This is a genomic window from Bradyrhizobium sp. SZCCHNRI3052, from assembly GCF_032484895.1.
Taxonomy (GTDB): domain Bacteria; phylum Pseudomonadota; class Alphaproteobacteria; order Rhizobiales; family Xanthobacteraceae; genus Bradyrhizobium.
Genome location: NZ_JAUETW010000001.1, coordinates 841,024 through 859,283 on the forward strand (window position 1 = coordinate 841,024; position 18,260 = coordinate 859,283).

15 protein-coding genes are annotated in these 18,260 nt (G+C 65.8%); 6 read left to right on the plus strand and 9 right to left on the minus strand.

Annotated features, from left to right (window positions below; all coding sequences use genetic code 11):
• Window position 1: 1 nt before the first annotated feature.
• The 4 genes from metG (at window position 2) to QW887_RS03985 (ending at window position 4,472) form a co-directional block, all read left to right on the plus strand.
• A complete protein-coding gene (gene metG, locus QW887_RS03970) occupies window positions 2–2,077 on the plus strand; it encodes a methionine--tRNA ligase (RefSeq protein ID WP_316175406.1) in 2,076 nt (691 codons plus the stop codon).
• A complete protein-coding gene (locus QW887_RS03975; RefSeq protein ID WP_315827614.1) occupies window positions 2,077–2,868 on the plus strand; it encodes a TatD family hydrolase in 792 nt (263 codons plus the stop codon). Before metG ends, QW887_RS03975 begins: the two co-directional genes overlap by 1 nt.
• Window positions 2,865–3,662, plus strand: a complete 798-nt coding sequence (locus QW887_RS03980) for an MBL fold metallo-hydrolase (RefSeq protein WP_315751560.1) — start codon at window positions 2,865–2,867, stop codon at window positions 3,660–3,662. The genes QW887_RS03975 and QW887_RS03980 overlap by 4 nt, the downstream gene beginning before the upstream one ends.
• A 180-nt stretch (window positions 3,663–3,842) precedes the next feature.
• Window positions 3,843–4,472, plus strand: a complete 630-nt coding sequence (locus tag QW887_RS03985) for an antibiotic biosynthesis monooxygenase family protein (protein ID WP_316185058.1) — start codon at window positions 3,843–3,845, stop codon at window positions 4,470–4,472.
• A gap of 130 nt (window positions 4,473–4,602) precedes the next feature.
• Here QW887_RS03985 and QW887_RS03990 read toward each other — a convergent pair whose 3' ends face one another.
• The 3 genes from QW887_RS03990 to QW887_RS04000 form a co-directional block, all read right to left on the minus strand.
• Window positions 4,603–6,246, minus strand: coding sequence for an acyl-CoA synthetase (locus tag QW887_RS03990; protein ID WP_316185059.1), 1,644 nt, complete (start codon window positions 6,244–6,246; stop codon window positions 4,603–4,605).
• A gap of 28 nt (window positions 6,247–6,274) precedes the next feature.
• Entirely contained in the window at window positions 6,275–8,161 is a 1,887-nt protein-coding gene (locus tag QW887_RS03995) for a TRAP transporter large permease subunit (RefSeq protein ID WP_316185061.1), read from the minus strand.
• Between the two features lie 75 nt (window positions 8,162–8,236).
• A complete protein-coding gene (locus QW887_RS04000; RefSeq protein ID WP_316185062.1) occupies window positions 8,237–9,265 on the minus strand; it encodes a TRAP transporter substrate-binding protein in 1,029 nt (342 codons plus the stop codon).
• 453 nt (window positions 9,266–9,718) lie between these two features.
• Between QW887_RS04000 and QW887_RS04005 the strand changes: the two genes are divergently transcribed.
• Entirely contained in the window at window positions 9,719–10,552 is an 834-nt protein-coding gene (locus tag QW887_RS04005) for a hypothetical protein (RefSeq protein ID WP_316167983.1), read from the plus strand.
• A gap of 56 nt (window positions 10,553–10,608) precedes the next feature.
• On the opposite strand, the gene QW887_RS04010 is transcribed toward QW887_RS04005, so the two are convergent.
• From QW887_RS04010 to QW887_RS04035, 6 genes are all read right to left on the minus strand, one after another.
• Window positions 10,609–12,078: an ATP-binding cassette domain-containing protein gene (locus tag QW887_RS04010; protein WP_316167984.1), complete on the minus strand. Its 1,470-nt coding sequence runs from the start codon at window positions 12,076–12,078 to the stop codon at window positions 10,609–10,611.
• Between the two features lie 8 nt (window positions 12,079–12,086).
• The gene (locus QW887_RS04015; protein ID WP_316167985.1) at window positions 12,087–13,016 is read right to left on the minus strand and encodes a branched-chain amino acid ABC transporter permease; all 930 of its coding nucleotides are present in this window, start codon (window positions 13,014–13,016) and stop codon (window positions 12,087–12,089) included.
• Window positions 13,017–13,018: 2 nt separating this feature from the next.
• On the minus strand, window positions 13,019–13,894 hold the full coding sequence (locus tag QW887_RS04020; protein WP_316167986.1) for a branched-chain amino acid ABC transporter permease: 876 nt from the start codon (window positions 13,892–13,894) through the stop codon (window positions 13,019–13,021).
• Between the two features lie 75 nt (window positions 13,895–13,969).
• Window positions 13,970–15,202: an ABC transporter substrate-binding protein gene (locus QW887_RS04025; RefSeq protein WP_315711922.1), complete on the minus strand. Its 1,233-nt coding sequence runs from the start codon at window positions 15,200–15,202 to the stop codon at window positions 13,970–13,972.
• 310 nt (window positions 15,203–15,512) lie between these two features.
• Window positions 15,513–16,238: a site-2 protease family protein gene (locus QW887_RS04030; RefSeq protein ID WP_315827605.1), complete on the minus strand. Its 726-nt coding sequence runs from the start codon at window positions 16,236–16,238 to the stop codon at window positions 15,513–15,515.
• A complete protein-coding gene (locus QW887_RS04035; protein ID WP_315711920.1) occupies window positions 16,235–17,089 on the minus strand; it encodes a DUF2167 domain-containing protein in 855 nt (284 codons plus the stop codon). The genes QW887_RS04030 and QW887_RS04035 overlap by 4 nt, the downstream gene beginning before the upstream one ends.
• A 323-nt stretch (window positions 17,090–17,412) precedes the next feature.
• Between QW887_RS04035 and QW887_RS04040 the strand changes: the two genes are divergently transcribed.
• A complete protein-coding gene (locus tag QW887_RS04040) occupies window positions 17,413–18,234 on the plus strand; it encodes a hypothetical protein (RefSeq protein WP_315711919.1) in 822 nt (273 codons plus the stop codon).
• Window positions 18,235–18,260 lie beyond the last annotated feature (26 nt).

Below are 18,260 nucleotides of genomic sequence, written 5' to 3' on the forward strand. Positions count from 1 at the left end.
CGTGGCCAAGGCCAGCAAGACAACCGTGAAGAAGGGCAAGCCCGCGAGCAAGAGCGGCGCGAAGAAGGCTGCCGCCAAGGCGCCCGCGAAGGGCAAGGCCAGCGCGGCCAAGGCGAAGGCGGCGAAGGACAAGGACGCCAAGAAAAAGACCGCCAAATCCAAGACGGCGCCCGCGAAAGCCAAGGGCAAAGCCCCGGCGGCGAGCGCGGCCAAGAAAGCGTCGAAGAGCGCCGCCAAGAAAGCGGTCAAGAAAGCTGTGAAGGCTCCGGCCAAGAAGGCCGTGGCAAAGCCCGCCACAGCGCCGGTCAAGAAGACGGCCGCCAAGCCCGCGGCAGCAACGAACAAGCCTTCGGCCGCGAGAAAGCCCGCCGCTCCGAAACAGCCGGCTGCACCGAAGAAGGTCGCGCCGGCCATCGTTGAAGCGCCGAAGCCGCCACGCGCCGCGAAGCCGAAGGCACCCCGCAAGCCGAAGGTCGAGGCCGTGGTCGTCGAGATCGACGAGATCGTAGCGCAGGTCGCCGCAGCTCCCGTCGACAAGAACACCTTCTACGTCACGACAGCGATCGCCTATCCCAACGGCAACCCGCATATCGGCCACGCCTATGAGGCGATCGCGACCGACGCCATCGCGCGCTTTGCGCGGCTCGACGGCAAGGACGTGTACTTCCTGACCGGCACCGACGAGCACGGTCTGAAGATGGTGCAGACCGCGCAGAACGAGGGCATGACGCCGTCCGAACTCGCGACCCGCAATGCCGGCCGGTTCCGCGAGATGGACGAGCGGCTGAACGTCTCGTTCGACCGCTTCATCCGCACCACCGAGCCCGCGCATCATCGCTCCGTCCAGGCGATCTGGAACCGCATGCGCGAGAATGGCGACATCTATGCCGACAGCTATGCGGGTTGGTACTCGGTACGCGACGAGGCGTATTACGCCGAGGATGAGACCGTCGTCGGCGAGGACAACGTCCGCCGCGGACCGCAGGGCACGCCGGTGGAGTGGGTCGAGGAGAAGAGCTATTTCTTCCGGCTGTCGGCCTATCAGGAGAAGCTGCTCGCGCTCTATGAGAGCCAGCCCGACTTCATCGGGCCGGATGCGCGCCGTAACGAGATCATCAGCTTCGTCAGGGGCGGGTTGAAGGACCTTTCGATCTCGCGCACCACCTTCGACTGGGGCGTCCGTGTGCCTCACGACGAGGAGCACGTGATGTATGTCTGGGTCGACGCGCTGACCAACTACATCACCGGCGTCGGCTTCCCCGACGAGGACGATGCCAATTGGAAGTACTGGCCGGCCGACGTGCACGTCATCGGCAAGGACATCATCCGCTTCCATGCGGTGTACTGGCCGGCGTTCCTGATGTCGGCCGGCGTGCCCGTGCCGAAGCGGGTCTATGCTCACGGCTTCCTGTTCAACAGGGGCGAGAAGATGTCGAAATCGGTCGGCAACGTCGTCGATCCGTTCAATCTCGCCGACCAGTATGGCGTCGACCAGCTGCGCTATTTCTTCCTGCGCGAAGTGCCGTTCGGCCAGGACGGCAACTACAATCACGAGGCGATCGTCGCGCGCATCAACGCCGATCTCGCCAACGACCTCGGCAACCTCGCACAGCGCTCGCTGTCGATGATCGCAAAGCAGCTCGGCGGCGTGCTGCCGGAGCCCGGCGAGTTCTCGGCCAATGACAAGGCGATCCTGGCGGAGGCCGATGCGATGATCGGCGCGGCGCGCAAGGCCATGGCGACGCAGCAGATCCACCAATGGCTCAATGCGGTCTGGTCGGTCGTGGCCGAGGCCAACCGCTATTTCGCGGGCGAGGCGCCGTGGGCGCTGGCGAAGACCGATCCGCAGCGCCAGCATACGGTGCTCTATGTCACCGCCGAGGTGATCCGTCAGGTCGCGATCCTGACCCAGCCGGTGATGCCGGCCGCGTCGGCAAAGCTGCTCGACAGCCTCGGCATTCCCGAGGACGAACGGAATTTTGCGCGACTCGGCGGCGACGTCCGGATTGCGGCTGGCACGCAGCTGCCGGCGCCGCAGGCGGTGTTCCCGCGCTATATCGAGCCGACGGCGGCGTGATGCTGGTCGACAGCCATTGCCATCTGGATTTTCCGGATTTCGCCGAGGATCTGGATGGCATCGTCACGCGTGCCGCCGCCGCCGGCGTCGGCCGCATGGTGACGATCTCGACGCGGGTGCGCCGGCTTCCTGAGCTGCTCGCCATCGCCGAGCGGTTCGAGAACGTGTTCTGCTCGGTCGGCACCCATCCGCACAATGCGGACGAGGAGGACGGCATTCCGGCCGAGGAGCTGATCGCGCTGACCGATCACCCCAAGGTGGTTGCGCTCGGCGAGGCCGGACTCGACAACTTCTATGATCACGGCTCGAAGGACGCCCAGGAGCGCGGGTTCCGCGCGCATATCGCAGCCGCCCGCGAAACCGGCCTGCCGCTGGTGATCCACACCCGCGAAGCGGACGAGCAGTGCAGCCGCATCCTCGAGGAGGAGATGGCGCGCGGACCTTTCCAAGCCGTGCTGCATTGCTACACCGGCGGGCGTGAGCTGGCGATGAAGGCGATCGACCTCGGACTGCACATCTCGTTCACGGGCATCGTGACGTTCAAGAAGTCGGACGCACTTCGCGCGCTGGCCGCCGAGGTGCCGGCCGACCGCATCATGGTCGAGACCGACGCGCCGTATCTCGCGCCCGGCAAGTTCCGCGGCAAGCGCAACGAGCCGGCCTACGTCGTCGAGACGGCGAAGGTGCTGGCGGAGACCCGCGGCGTCTCGTTCGAGGAATTCTCGCGCCAGACCACCGAGACCTTCTTCAAGCTGTTCTCCAAGGTGCCGCGGCCAAAGGAGGCTGCATGACGCTGACGCTCACCATCCTCGGCTGCGGCTCCTCGGCCGGCGTGCCGCGCCCGGCGCTGGGGTGGGGCGCCTGCGATCCCAACAACCCGAAGAACCGCCGCAGGCGCTGCTCGCTTCTGGCTGAGCGCCGCGGAGCCCATGGCGTCACGCGGGTCGTGATCGACACGTCGCCGGATCTGCGCGAGCAGTTGATCGACACCAACGTCGATCACATCGACGCGGTATTCCTGACGCACGAGCATGCCGACCAGACCCATGGCATCGACGATCTGCGCTCGGTGGTGATGCATCAGCGCCGGCGCATTCCGGTCTACCTGAACCAGTCGACCGCGAAAGACATCATGCACCGGTTCTCCTATTGCTTCATCTCGCCACCGGGAAGCGACTATCCGCCGATCCTGACCCAGCACGCGATCGAGGCGGGCGAGACCCAGGCGGTGGAAGGCAAGGGCGGCGAGCTGAAGCTGACGGCGTTCCTGGTCCAGCACGGCAACATCCCCGCGCTCGGCTATCGCATCGGCGATGCCGCCTACACGCCGGACCTCAACGACATCCCCGAGGAGAGCTGGGGCGCGCTGGAGGATCTCGACCTCTGGATCGTCGACGGCCTGCGCCCTGCCTCGCATCCGAGCCATTTCTCGGTCAACGACGCTCTCGCCTGGATCGAGCGCTTCAAGCCGAAGCGCGCCGTCATCACCAACATGACCGCCGATCTCGACTACGAGGTGCTGCGCCAGAGCCTGCCGGCGGGCGTGGTGCCGGCCTATGACGGGATGCGGCTGGAGCTCGGGTAGGGCATTCGTCCGTCGGCCAAGGCCGTCATTGCGAGGAGCCGAAGGCGACGAAGCAATCCAGAGTCGTCGGAATGACTCTGGATTGCTTCGCTCCGCTCGCAATGACCACCGTGCGCGGCCGGCTGCGATGGCCACCGCGTTTGAAGTTCAGCCGACGTCCAAAAACACGGAGACGCTGCCATGCTGTCGCTGTTCTTCGAGGTCGAGGTCAAGCCGGGCCGCCTCGACCAGTATCTGCAACTCGCCGCGGCGCTGCGGCCCGAGCTCGATGCGCTCGGCGGCTGCCTGTTCCTCGACCGCTTCCGGAGCCTGTCGCGCGACAATCTGATCCTGTCCTACCAGATCTGGCAGGACGAGGGCGCCATGACCGCCTGGCGCGTCCATGCCCATCATCACGACATCCAGACCCTCGGCCGCGACAAGGTGTTCTCGGACTATCGCCTGCGTATCGCCGAGTTGGTCCACGAAATCAGGCCAGGGCAGGCCGCCTGGCAGCCGGAGCGGCGAGGCACCTACAATGATCCGAAGCGGCGGGCGCCGACGTATGTGCTAGCCGTCGAGACGGCGGCCCCGCAATTGAGCGGCGTGAAGGACCTACCGGTCGCGAGCTTCTCCAGCGTCTACCGGGAAGGACGCTTCGCGCATCTCATCGAACTGCCGGACGAAGCTAGGGGCATTGCCATGAGCACGCGCCTGCTCACCGAACCCGGCGCCGACAACATCCGCGTCGTCGAAGTCACCCGCGACTACGGCATGTACGACCGCCGCGAAGCGCCGCAATATTATCCGGAGAAGAGCAGGGGCTCGTGATCATTTTCGTCATTGCGAGCGCAGTGCGTAGGGCGGATTAGCGGAACGTAATCCGCCATTCTGGCGTCATGGACGGCGGGTTACGCGCCAAGGCGCTAACCCGCCCTACTCATGGGCTACTCATGGGCACCTACGCCGAGATCGCGTTCGCCGAGTTCACCTCGTTGCGCAGCAGGAATTTCTGGATCTTGCCCGTCGACGTCTTCGGGATCGGGCCGAACACGACCACCTTCGGCGTCTTGAATCCGGACATGTGGCTGCGGCAATAGGCGATGATCTCCGCTTCCGTCGCCTGCGCGCCGTCCTTCAGCTCGATGAAGGCGCAGGGCACCTCGCCCCATTTCGGATCGGGCTTGGCGACGACGGCGGCGAACAGCACGGCCGGGTGCTTGTAGAGGATGTCCTCGACCTCGACCGAGGAGATGTTCTCGCCGCCGGAGATGATGATGTCCTTGGAGCGGTCCTTGATGATGACGTAGCCGTGCTCGTCGAGCACGCCGAGGTCGCCGGTGTGGAACCAGCCGCCGGCAAAGGCCTCCTGCGTCGCCTTCTCGTTCTTGAGATAGCCCTTCATGACGATGTTGCCGCGGAACATCACCTCGCCGATGGTCTCGCCGTCGCGCGGCACCTCCTGCATCGTCTCCGGATCGAGCACGGTGACGGCTTCCTGTAACGGATAGGGCACGCCCTGGCGCCGCTTCAGCCGGGCGCGCTCGGGGGCCGGCAGGTCGTCCCAGCCCGGCTGCTCGGCGCAGACGGAGGCGGGGCCGTAGACCTCGGTCAGGCCGTAGACATGCGTCAGCTTGATGCCGATGCTCTCGGCACCTTCGAGCACGGCGACCGGCGGCGCGGCGCCCGCGATCAGCCCCACCACCGGCTTGTCGCGCTTGCCCTTGGGCGCGTCGGGCGCATTGATCAGCACGTTGTAGACGATCGGCGCGCCGCACATGTGGGTGACGCCGTGGGTCTTGATCAGCTCGAAGATCCTGGTCGGCTCGACCTTGCGCAGGCAGACGTTGACGCCGGCCGCAGCCGCCATGGTCCAGGGGAAGCACCAGCCGTTGCAGTGGAACATCGGCAGCGTCCACAGATAGACCGGATGCTGGCCGAGCCCACCGGCGAGAATGTTGCTGACGGCGTTCAGATAGGCACCGCGGTGATGGGTGACGACGCCCTTGGGATTGCCTGTGGTGCCCGAGGTGTAGCTCATCGCGATCGCGTCCCATTCGTCCGCCGGACGGCGCGGCGCGAACAGCGGATCGCCCGAGGCGACGGCGGCTTCGTACTCGATCTCGCCGATGCGGCTGCCGCCGTCATAGGAAGCGTCGTCGACGTCGATCACGAACGGCTTGGGGCCGCTCATCAGCTTGAGCGCCTCGCTGATCACGCCGGAGAACTCCGGATCGACCAGGATGATCCTGGCCTGGCCGTGATCGAGCTGGAACGCGATCGACGGCGCGTCGAGGCGGATGTTGAGCGTGTTGAGCACGGCGCCGGCCATCGGCACGGCAAAATGCGCCTCGTTCATCGCCGGGATGTTCGGCAGCATCGCCGCCACCGTGTCGCCAACGCCGATGCCGCGGCCCGCGAGGTACGACGCGAAGCGCCGGCAGCGGTCATAGGTTTGGCGCCAGGTGAAGCTGCGGCCTTCATAGACCGTGCTGACGTGGTCGGGATAGACGGCCGCGCTGCGCGCCAGGAAGCTGAGCGGGGTCAGCGGCACGTAGTTGGCCGGCGTCTTGCCCAGACCGAGCTGATACTGGTTCGTGCTCATCACCACCCTCCCTTGCGATGTGAGGAGTTTACAGGAACCCGATCGAAATCCACGGAAAAATCGCAACGATGACGAGGCCGATGAGAAGCGCCAGCAGGTAGCCCCAGATCGGGCGGATGCCCTCCGCGGGATCGACCCGGCCGATCGCGCAGGCGGCGTAATATCCGACCCCGAACGGCGGTGCGAACAGGCCGATGCCCATCGCCAGGATGATCACCATGGCATAATGCACCTCGTGCACGCCGACGGCACGCGCGATCGGAAACAGCAGCGGGCCGAACAGCACGATCGCCGGGATGCCCTCGAGCACGCTGCCCAGGATCGTGAAGGCGACGATCGAGACCGCGATGAACGTCGCCGGGCCGCCCGGCAGCCCGGTCATCGCCGCCGCCAGCGCGTGTGAGAAGCCGGACTGCGTCAGGCCCCAGGCCATGCCGGTCGCCGTCCCGATGATCAGCAGGATGGCGCCGGACAGCGCCGCCGTTTCGATCAGCATCGGCATCAGCCGGCGCCAGTCGAAGCGGCGATAGACCAGCAGGCCCGCCAGCACGCCATAGACGATGCCGATGGTCGAAACCTCCGTCGCCGTCGCGACGCCCTCGACGACGGCGGCGCGGATCACGAAGGGCAGGGCCAGGGCAGGGAGCGAGACGATGAAGGCCTTGCCGATCTCGGCTCCGGTCGCGCGGCGGACACCGCTCATGTCCTCGTTGCGGTAACGCCACCACACCAGCGCGCACAGCGTGATCGCCAGCACCACGCCCGGCAGCAGGCCGCCGGTGAACAGCGCCGCAATCGACACGCCCGTGACGGAGCCGATCGTGATCAGAACCAGGCTCGGCGGAATGGTCTCGGTCTGTGCGCCGGTGGCGGCGAGCAGGGCGACGAGATCGCCGGGCTTGGCGCCGCGCGCCTTCATCTCCGGAAACAGCACCGGCGCGACCGCCGCCATGTCGGCCGCCTTGGCGCCGGAAATGCCCGAGACGAGATACATCGCGCCGACCAGCACGTAATGCAGCCCGCCGCGGACGTGACCCAAGAGGCTCGCCAGGAACGCGACCATGGCGCGGGCCATGCCGGTCATTTCGATCAGCAATCCGAGAAAGACGAACAGCGGCACCGACAGCAGGATGAGATGGCTCATGCCCTCGTCCATGCGCCCGACCAGCACCATCAGCGGCGTGCGCGTCGTCAGCGCCAGATAACCGAAGATCGCGAGCCCGAAGGCGAACGCGATTGGCACGCCGGCGAAGACGCACAAGCCGACCACGCCGACGAAGAAGATCACGAGGTTGATGTTGCCGAGCGGCTTCAGCAGCGGCTGTGCCACCCAGAACAGCGCGATGATGGCTGCGACGGAGACGACGGCCAGCAGCATCGTCCTGACGCTGGCCGTGCGGGCGAGACGGATGAGGGCGAACAGCGCCATCAGTCCGATACCGACCGGCAGCGCGGCGGCGCGCCAGATGTTTTCGATCTGCAGCGCCGGCGTCGTGATGAAGCTTTCCTCGTAGGCGTACTCCCAGGACGGCCAGGCGATCATGACCAGGAACGCCAGCGCCGCGCTCGTCGCGACCAGATCGAGATAGGCGCGCAAGCCGGGGCTGGCGCGCGCCACCATTGCCGTCATCCGCATGTGCTCGCCGCGGCGGAACGCAACCGCAGCGCCGAGCATCGCGAGCCACAGGAACAGGATCGAGGCCAGCTCGTCCGACCAGATCAGCGGCCGGTGCAGCACGTAGCGCGCCACGACGCCCGCGAACAGGATGACGATCTCGGCCACGACCAGCAGCGCGGCTGGGATCTCGACCAGGAGACCCAGCAGGGCGTCCAAGCCATCGAGCCAGGACCGGCGGCGAGGGATCTCGATGACCACCTCGCTGATCGCAATTTCCGTGAACTCGGCATGCGCCATGACGTCACCCGAACGCGTCTACGTCATTCTTGTTTTGAGCATGACCGGTCCCACGCTTCCGGACCACGCTCGAGGTTACGACAGCTTGCCGACGGCCTTTTCCAGGAGCGCCCAGGCCTCGTCGCCATACTTGCCCTTCCACTCGGCATAGAAGCCGGCGGTACGCAGCTTGTCGCGGAACGGCGCGACGTTGGGCTGATTGAAGGTCAGGCCCTTCGACGCGAGCTCTGCTTGCAGGCCGGCATTGAGCTTGGCGACGTCCTCACGCTCCTTCACGGCGGCCGCGTTGATGTGCTTGGCGACGATCGTGCGCATGTCGACCGGCACGGCCTCCCAGGCGCGGCGGTTCGCCAGGAACCAGAAGCCGTCCCACATGTGGTTGGTCAGCGAGCAGTATTTCTGCACCTCGTAGAGCTTGGCGGTCGAGATGATCGCCAGCGGGTTTTCCTGGCCCTCGACCACCTTGGTCTGCAGCGCCGAATAGACCTCGCTGAAATTGATCGAGGCGGGCGCGGCCTCGAACGCCTTGAACATCGAGGTCCACAGCGGCGACACCGGCACGCGGATCTTGAAGCCCTTGAGGTCGTCGGGCCCATTGATCGGCTTGGTCGACGACGTCGTCTGACGGAAGCCGTTGTCCCAGATCTTGTCCATGACCACCAGGCCGGCCTTGTTGATCTGGCCGCGCACGTAAGCGCCGAGATCGCCGTCCATGGCCTTCCAGACCGTGTCGTAGTCCGGGAACGCGAAGCCGATGCCGTTGATCGACGCGGCCGGCACCAGGGTCGCCAGGATCAGGCCGGACAGCGTGAAGAACTCGACGCCGCCGGAGCGAATCTGACTCAGCATGTCCGTGTCGGAACCGAGCTGGTTGTTCGGGAAGATCTGCAGGTCGAACTTGCCGGCGGTCTCGGCCTTGATCGCCGCCGCCATCTCCTTGGCGCGGACGTTGAGCGGATGGGAGTCGGGCAGGTTGTTGGCGTATTTGTAGGTGAACTCGGCGCTCTGCGCACGCGCCACATGCGGCGCTGCGACGGTGCCAATTCCACCCAGTACGGCTGTCGCCGCGGAGGCCTTCAACAGCGCGCGTCGTGACAGGCTCATGCTCGTTTCTCCCTGGAGAAGCTTCTTCTTGTTGCATCGCGCCGCCGCAAGCATCGCCAGACGAATCCAGCGACATCAGCGACGTCATCTGCGCTTATTGCAGCGATGGGCCGCAGCAGCAATATCGGCGTTCGCAGCAGGTCATGCGCAGCGCGAGTCTCGGCCACGGCGAACGGCCCGTCAGCTCGGGCTGGCCGGGGGTTCTGAAGGGCCCGCGGCTGCCGCAAATTCGAGGATTTGGCGCCAAGTCATTGAACTCCCTATGCATATAAATATTCCATAATATACCTTATGCGAATTGGCCATGGACGGTGGAAGCCGCACATCGGCCCGCCCAGCGCACGTCGGCGCCTGTGCGAAATCGCCCCCGCCTCGTCACCCCGCAGTCTTCGTTTGGTCAAAGCCCAGAGGTCAAAACCGCATCCTTCAGGATTGGGCACGGGCGTATCGTGAATGGGATCCGAAGACATGCCAGTTCAGTCGACGTCGAAGGAAGTTGATCCGGGTGATGTCGCGCTGCCGCCTGACGACGCTGTCTGCGAGGAGATCTATCAGCGGGTGCTGGCCGAGGTGCGCGCACGTATCGATCAGCGGATCGCCGACATCGAGGCCCAGGCCGCTGCTGATGCGGTCGAGGCTGTCGAACCCGCTGCAGGCAGCGAGCACGTGGAAACGCCTCCTCCGGCCCGGCGCCGGCCCGTATTGCGGGCCATGATCACGCTGATGGCCTCGGCCGGGCTCATCGGCGCTGCCATCACCCTGGCGCGGGACCATACCGAGACCATCACCTCCGTCACCGACCGGATCGAAGCGGCGGTTCAATCCATCCGGCGTGAGAACGCTCAGGCGGCGAATCCGCCGGTGGCACTGGAGACGGCGGCGAACGGATCGAGTGCGGCCGAGACGGCCCCTGCCTCACCATCACCAGCCGTTTCACCAACACCGGAGACGTCATCATCGACTTCAACGCGCGCCAGCGATCCATCCTCCGCAATGGCGGAGGCTACGCCGGAGCATGACGTGCCGTCTGCTCCCGACCGGGACGTCGCGCCGCTGATCGACAAGATCGCGCATGACTTGGCCGAACTGCAGAGCGGGTTTCAGGAGTTCAAGTCCGGCCAGGAACAGGCCAACCGCGATCACGCCAGGGCGATCGAACAGCTGCAGGCCAGCCAGGACCAGCTCGCTCGCGCGTTCCGCGCAGCGAAGACCGAGCCGACGACCGTCGGCGCCGCGGCGCGCCTAGCGCCCCGGCCGCCACAGGCGCGCCCGCCTCGTTTCCCGTAGCTCCGAACTCATGAGAGATCCGGGCAGGGAGCAGGGATGCCCCTGCTCCCTGCCCCTCACAGATAGTTCGCCGCGGCTTCGGCCTCGAACCGATCCGGCGGGCCTTCCCAGACGATCTTGGCATGATCCAGCACGTAGACGCGGTCGGCGTGCGGGAGCGCGAAGGTGACGTTCTGTTCGCCGAGCAGCACCGTGATCTTGGTGGTCTCGCGCAGTCGATCGAGCGCCTTCGACAAGGTCTCCAGGATCACCGGTGCAAGTCCGAGCGTCGGCTCGTCGAGGATCAGGAGCTTCGGCTTCATCATCAGTGCGCGCGCGATCGCCAGCATCTGCTGCTCGCCGCCGGACAGCGTGCGCGCCAGCTGCGGCTGCCGCGACTTGAGGATCGGAAACAGCCCGAACAGCCATTCGAGCCGCTCGGCACGCTCGGCGTCGGACAGCGCATTGCCGCCGAGCTCGAGATTTTCGCGCACGCTCATGTCGCCGAACAATTCGCGCGTTTCCGGACACTGCACGATGCCTGAGCGGGCGATCTGCGCCGCCGTGCCGCCGGCAAGGCTGCGCCCTGCCCACTTCACGTCGCCCGAATACGGCACTAGGCCCGAGATCGCGTTGAACAGCGTCGTCTTGCCGGCGCCGTTGAGGCCGACGACCGAGACGAACTCGCCCTCATGGACGTGCAGCGAAACGTCCTGCAGCGCCTGCGCCTTGCCGTAGAGCACGCCGACCTTGTCGACCTGCAGCGCCGGCGTGACGTCCTTGAAGCTCGCCTCCGGCCGCGCGGTCGAGACCAGCGCGCCGCCGAGATAGACCCGGCGGACGGTCTCGTCCTGCATCACCTCGGTCGCCCTGCCCTCGGCGATCTTCTCGCCGAGATACATCGCCAGCACGCGGTCGACCAGCGCCGACACGCTCTTGACGTTGTGGTCGACCAGCAGCACCGCGTGGCCGTCGTCGCGGAATTCGCGGATGAGCTCGGAGAAGTCGGCGACCTCGGACGCCGTGAGGCCGGCGAAAGGCTCGTCGACCAGCACCAGCTTCGGGCTGCGCGCGACAGCCTTGGCGAGCTCGAGCCGGCGCAGGTCGGCAAATGCCAGCGTCGGCGGCCGCCGGTCGATGACGCTGCCGAGGCCGACGCGCTCGGCGATCGCGCGTGCGCGCGCATCGACGTCCTTGTCGGCGAACAGCCGCGTCAGCTTGTCCGGCAGCAGCGCGACCTTGATGTTCTCCAGCACGGTCTGGCGCGCCAGCGGCCGCGAATGCTGGAACACCAGCCCCACGCCCATGCGCGCGATGCGGTGCGACGGCAGGCCGGCGAGCTCGATGCCGTCGAGCCTGACCGAGCCCGCGGTCGGCCGCTCGACGCCCATGACGCTCTTCATTGCGGTCGACTTCCCCGAGCCGTTCGGCCCAATCAGGCCGAGGATCTCGCCGGGATGGATCGAGAAGCTGAGATTCTTGACGGCGACGAGGCCGCCGAAGCGCTTGGTGAGGCCGCTGACTTCCAGCATCGGAGCGCTGCTCATGCCTTGCGTCATGCCTTGGCCCCTCCCCTGATCATGCCGAGGAAGCCGTCGGGGAAGAACAGGATGACCACGAGCGCGATCACCGAGACGATCAGGGTTGCGAGCTCGCCGAGCGGCCGCAGCAGCTCGCCCATGCCGATCAGGAAGATCGCGCCGATCGCGGCGCCGATGACGGTGCGGCGGCCGCCGAGCACCGCGGCGATGATGATCTGCACGCCGACGCCGACATCGACAAAGGTCGAGACCGAGGCGGTGCCCATGTAGAACACCATCAGTGCGCCGGCGAGCCCGGAGAAGAACGCGCTGACGACGAAGGCGGCGAGCTTGTGCTTGGTGACATTGAAGCCGAGCGCGCCGGCCTGGATCTTGTCCTGCCCGCTCGCCTGCAGGATCAGCCCGATGGCGCTGCGCGACAAGCCGAACAGGATCGCACCGCTCACCAGCATGAAGCCGAGCGCGATCCAGTAGTTGGTCTTGGCATCGATCGAGATCACGTCCGGCACGGCGAGGCCGATCTCGCCGCCGGTCAGCCCCGCGGCGACGACGATGAAGTTCTGCAGCATCAGCACGGCGACCAGCGTCGTCAGGCCGAAATACGGCCCGCTGACGCGCAGCGCCGGCAGCGCCAGCACGACGCCGCCGACGACCGCCGCCAGGGCGCCGGCGGCGATGCACAGCCAGATCGACAGGCCCGGCGAGAAGTGCGCATCGAGAATGCCGGCCGTATAGGCACCGACGCCGATCAGGAAGGTCGGTCCGAAATTGACCTCGCCGGCGAAGCCGAACAGCAGGTCCCAGGACATCGCGAACACGGCCGTGTAGTACGCGACCGTCAGCAGCCCGAGGACGTAGCCTGAGACGTAGGTCGGCAGGACCAGAGCCACGATCACGGTCAGGAGCGCGATCCAGAACAGCCGCGACGTACCGAATGCAGGCATGCTCACCTCCGTCCGAACAGCCCTTGCGGGCGCAGATACATGACGACGACGAGCAGCAGCAGCGCCGGAATCGTCCGGTAGGCCGGCGAGATCAGATAGGCCGTTCCGGTCTCGAGATAGCCGACCACATAGGCCGCGATCAGCGAGCCCGACACGCTGCCGAGGCCGCCGAGCACGACGATCGAGAACGCGCTCGCCGTCAGCGGCCCGACGCTGTAGGAGCTGACCCCCAAGAACATGCCGAGCAGGATGCCGGCCACCCCCGCCAGCAGGCCGTAGATGGCCCAGACGGTGAGGTAGATCGACGATAGTTCGATGCCCAGCAAGGTGACGCCGCGCGGATTCATCGACGCCGCCATGACAGCCTTGCCGCGCCTGGTGCGGTTGACCAGGAACCACAACAGCCCGATGGCGACCCAGCAGATCACGGCGGTGAAGTATTCGTTGCGTGGCGTGCGCACGCCGAACACCGTAGTGACGCCCTCGACGATCGGCAGCACGGTCTTGGCATTGTTGGTGAAGAAATATGCGATCGCCTCCTGGATGATGATGCCCCACAGCAGCGTCGCGGTCAGGATGAAGATCTCCTTCTCCGATTCAGCAATCACCTTGGAGCGCTGGATCGGCCTGACGGCGATGAAGTAGGTGGCGAAGGCCAAAATGAAGCCGGCGAGGATTCCGATCAGCGCGCCGGTGTAGGGCCCGACACCGAATTCGCTGGCGGCAGCCCAGGCTGCAACCGCGGCGCCGACCATGATGGCGCCGTGGGAAAGGTTGAGCACGCCCGAGACACCGAAGATCAGTGTGAAGCCGGTCGCGCCGAGGGCATACAGCGCGCTGATGGCAAAGCCATCGATCAAGATCTGCCAGAAAAGCATCGAAAATCGACCTGCAACGTCAGACTGAGGCACCAAGAAAATGGGCCGCTCCTTGAAGGAGCGGCCCGCGATGCGTCAGTTGCTGGCCGCCTTGAGCTTGATGAAGGACGGCCAGGTGGCGGTGCCGGCGGCGAGCTCCTTGGGCCAGACGTTGACCTGCTTGCCGTTCTGCCATTGCAGCATCAGCCCGGTGATGTAGCCTTTCCCGGTCCGCAGCGCGTGCGGGTTCGGGTCGCCCTTCGGCTTGAAGGCGATGCGGCCGATCGTCCCGACATAGTCGGTCGCTTCCATCGCCTCGACCATCTTGTCGGGATCGGTGCCGCCGGCCCGATGGATCGCATCCGCGATCATGTAGACGTCGTCATAGGAGGTGTAGCCGGCATAGGACGGGAAGTTTCCGAACTTCTTCTGATAGGCCTCCACGAACGGCAGCGTCTTTGGCGTCACCGCGACGCCCGGTCCCGACACGGCATTGTACATGACGCCCTCGACGGCGCCGTTGGTGTCTTTCCAGAAGGTCGAGTTGGTCGCCTGCGAAGAAATGCCGAACATCGGGATCGGCACCTGCTGGCTCTTCCACTGCACGGTCGGCTGGGTGCCGACATGCGAGATGCCGGTGATCATGACGTCCGGCTTCAGGCCCTCGATCTTGTTGAAGATCGGCGTGAAGTCGGTGGTGTCAGGCGACATGCGGATGTGGTCGACGACCTTGAGCCCGATCTCCGGCAGGCATTTCTCGTAGCCGGCGTCGAGCGGCGTCGTCCACGCCGCGTCCTCGCTCATGATCACCGCGGTCTTCATCTTGTAGGGCTCGACCAGCAGGTCCTTGGCCGCGTCGCAGACGAGGCCGGCCAACGAGGTCGAGGTCAGATAGCCGTGGAAGGTGTATTTGAGCTGGTCGTAGTTCTTGGCGATGTTCTGGGTGATGACGTCGGACGCGGCACCGGGCGTGATCATCAGCGTCTTGAGGCGCCCTGCCCACGGCTCCAGCGCCAGCACGACCTCGGAGATGTAGCTCGCGATGACCGCGTTGACCTTGTCCTCGCTGACGGCGCGCTGGAAGGCCCGCACCGATTCCGCCGAGGAGGAGTGATTGTCGTAGACGACGATCTCGATCTTGCGCCCGTCGATGCCGCCCTTGGCGTTGATCTCCTCGGCGGCCAATTGCGCTGCGGGTGCGATCGACGAGCCGGCGACGGCCTGTGCCTCGGAGATGACACCGATCCTGATCGGGTCTGCGGCCCAGGCGGCCGAGGAGACGAGCGCAGTTGCGCAGCTCGCAAGCAAGATGGACTTGAGCGAAATCATGAAACCTCCCGAATCCTTATGCCTCTGACGGGCAGGCTCGACTTTGGTCTCCCACATGCCAGTGAGCAAGGGAACATCCCGAGACGTGCTCTGCGCTCAGCGCATTGTGATAGCGCGCCGCGCTCATGGCTCACGGAATGTCTTACAGGACTGCATGGTTCCTGCGCGCCGCCCAAATATATCCGCTGCATTGCAGCAGCGGATATTCCGAGTTGAAGAGGGCCACGTCCTTACGACGAGGCGATCCCTTACGACGAGGCGGTGCCCTTTGACCTACATGAAGCTTCTCGACTGAAGCGGCAACCTCAACTCAGCCAAACTGACGCACGTGCCCAAGCATCTCGTGCACGTCGTAGGTCATGACGGCGAGAAGCGCCGCGAGCGCGAGATAAGTCCCGGCATATTCGAGCTTCGTCTGCAGCGTCGTGCCATAATAGGCGACGTTCTCGGGCGCGCCGGGATCGTAGCGCCAGGCCTTCATCAGTTGCGGGGCTGCGAGGATGGCGATGATGATCAGCATCGGGCTCGGCCGATAGAGCATCAAGGCCAGCAGCATGGGAACGCCAAGCAGCCAGATGCGCGGACTCAGCACGCTGGTGACGCGGCCGCCGTCCAGCGGCGAGATCGGCAGCAGGTTGAACAGGTTGAGGAACAGGCCGGAATAGGCGATCGCAAGCAGCAGATTGCTGTCGTCCGATCGCGCCCACAGATAGACCGCAAGCGCGGCCGCGGTCCCGACTAGCGGACCGGCGAGTGCCACATAGGCCTCCGTCTCGACGTCGACCGGCTGCTCCTTGAGCGCGATCCAGGCGCCGACGAACGGGATGAAGGCGGGAGCGCCGACGTCGAGGCCGCGCTGACGTGCGGCGACGTAGTGTCCCATCTCATGGGCAAACAGGAGCGCAATGAAGCCGGCCGCATAGCGCCAGCCCCAGATGCCGGCATAGACGACCAGCGACAGCAGCATCGTGCCGCCGCTCATGGCGAGCTTCCCCCATTTCAGGCCGGAGAACAGGATCAGCAGGAGAGCCTTCACGTCGGCCCGCCCGCGTTGTCGCCGCGCGGCTTGCGGCGCAGGAAGTTCATGACAGCGGCCCCGGCGCCGACGACGGCGAAGATGATGATCTTGGCGAACTTCAGGACGAACGCACCGGCCAGCGCCAGCAGCCCGAGCTTCTTCGCGGCAACGCCGCCGACCAGCGCCAGCAATCCATATTCGGCGATCCGATCCGTGCTGGCGCTGAAATCCTCATAACGCTTGCCGGCATTGTAGGAGAGATCGGACAGCAGCTCGTGCGCCACCGCCTTGTCGCCCGCGATCCGCTCCGAGCCGGACAGGAGGTTCAGGCTGAAATAGCCGTCACGCCCGAGTGCGTAGGTGTTGTAGTTGACGTTCTTCGGCGCATCGTCGGGCTGGCCCTTCTCCTTGGCGAGCAGCGACCAGACGAGACGATGCGTCGTGGCGTCGTAGGCCGGCGGCTCGACCCAGCCGACCACGGCCATTTCCGGAAATCCGCGCGCCGCACGGTCCTTGTTCGCCTCGTCGGCGCCGGCGCGGAGGTTGCTCAGCAGATCGTCCGCGTTCCAGCTCTTGGCGTCGTCGTCTTTGATGTAGCCTTCCTTGATGTGCTTGATCACCACCATCCAGTCGTCGTTCTGGCGTCTGCCGACGACCAGCCCGACGAAGGTCGCGTCGTTGACGACGTTGCCGAGCGCGCGAAGGACCCGCAGGCCTTCGTTCTTCGGGACGTAGAAGTAGTCGGCCGGCAGCTTCAGCGTGCCCTGGTCGATCAGCACGATGTCGCTTGGTCCGTCGGTGCCCGCTTGGCTCGCCGCCTGCCAGGCCGCCATCAGTTCAGCCTTGCGCGTGGCCTCATCCAGAGGCACGGCCTGCGCGTGAGCGGACAGGACGACGAACGCTGCGCACAACATTGCGCGCGCAATGACAATCAAGCTTTGCACCGGCCCCACCCCCCCCCAAGAACATCGGTCGGATAGTACCTCGGAGGCTCGGCAGCGCGCAACAAGAGGGCGATTCAGGCCTCTCGAAGCGATCGACTGGCGCTGCAGCGAGGGAGAGATGGTCCGAAAAGGCCCCCTCCTCGTCACGACGCTGTCTTGCTTTCGGCCAAAGCGGCGGGTCGAGTCACGTTTGAAAATTCAAAGAGAACATCGGCGTCGGCGGCGGGCCAAGGGTTTGGGGATCAGCAATGCAGTCCACACAGAACGTGCAACAGATTGATCAGAGCGAGATCGGCCTCGCCCCTGGGAAGCCCGAGAAGACAAGCTATGATCAACTGTACCGGCGGGTCCTGCGTGAGGTGCTGACCCGGATCGATACGCGGCTCGCGGCGATCGAGAGGCCCGGCGTGGCGGCGGATGCCGCGGCGGCAGCGAGCACGAGCGGGGCGGCAGACGCCGGGGCCAGCCGCTGGGCGCGGATGAAGGCACCGCTCGGCAGGCTGCGCGGGCGCAACGCCGTGGGTCTCGCTCTGCTGGTCGTGCTGGTCGGTGGCTCGGTCGCCTGGTCGCAGCGCGACGCCGGCACCTCGCTGATGGACCGTTGGATGCCGGGCGCCAGCGAAGCTCCGCAGGACGAGGCGTCAGCCCAGCAGGGTAGCGAGGATGCCATGATGTCGAATGCCTCGCTGAGGGGAGCGGAAGACACCACCGGCCCCCGCGAGCCCGCGACGTTGATGCAGAGGATGGCGCGTGACATCGCCGATCTGCAGCAGGGCATCGAACAGATCAAGTCGACGCAGGATCAGGCCAGCCGCGATCACACCCGCGCCATCGAGCAGCTACAAGCCGGCCAGGATCAGCTGATGCGTCTGGTGTCACGAATGTCCAACCAGTCGGTGCAGGCACGCGGCACGGTCCCCCCAGGCCCGCCCCAGCAGATCATCGTGACGCCGCAGCAGCGGACCACCACGGGAATGGCCCGGCCGCAGCCGGCGCAGCCGCAGGGCTCGACGTTCGGGACACTCTTTACCCGCAACACCTCGGGCATTCAGCCGCCGATGCCGCGTTGATGGTGTGATCGGCCGTGCTCACCGGT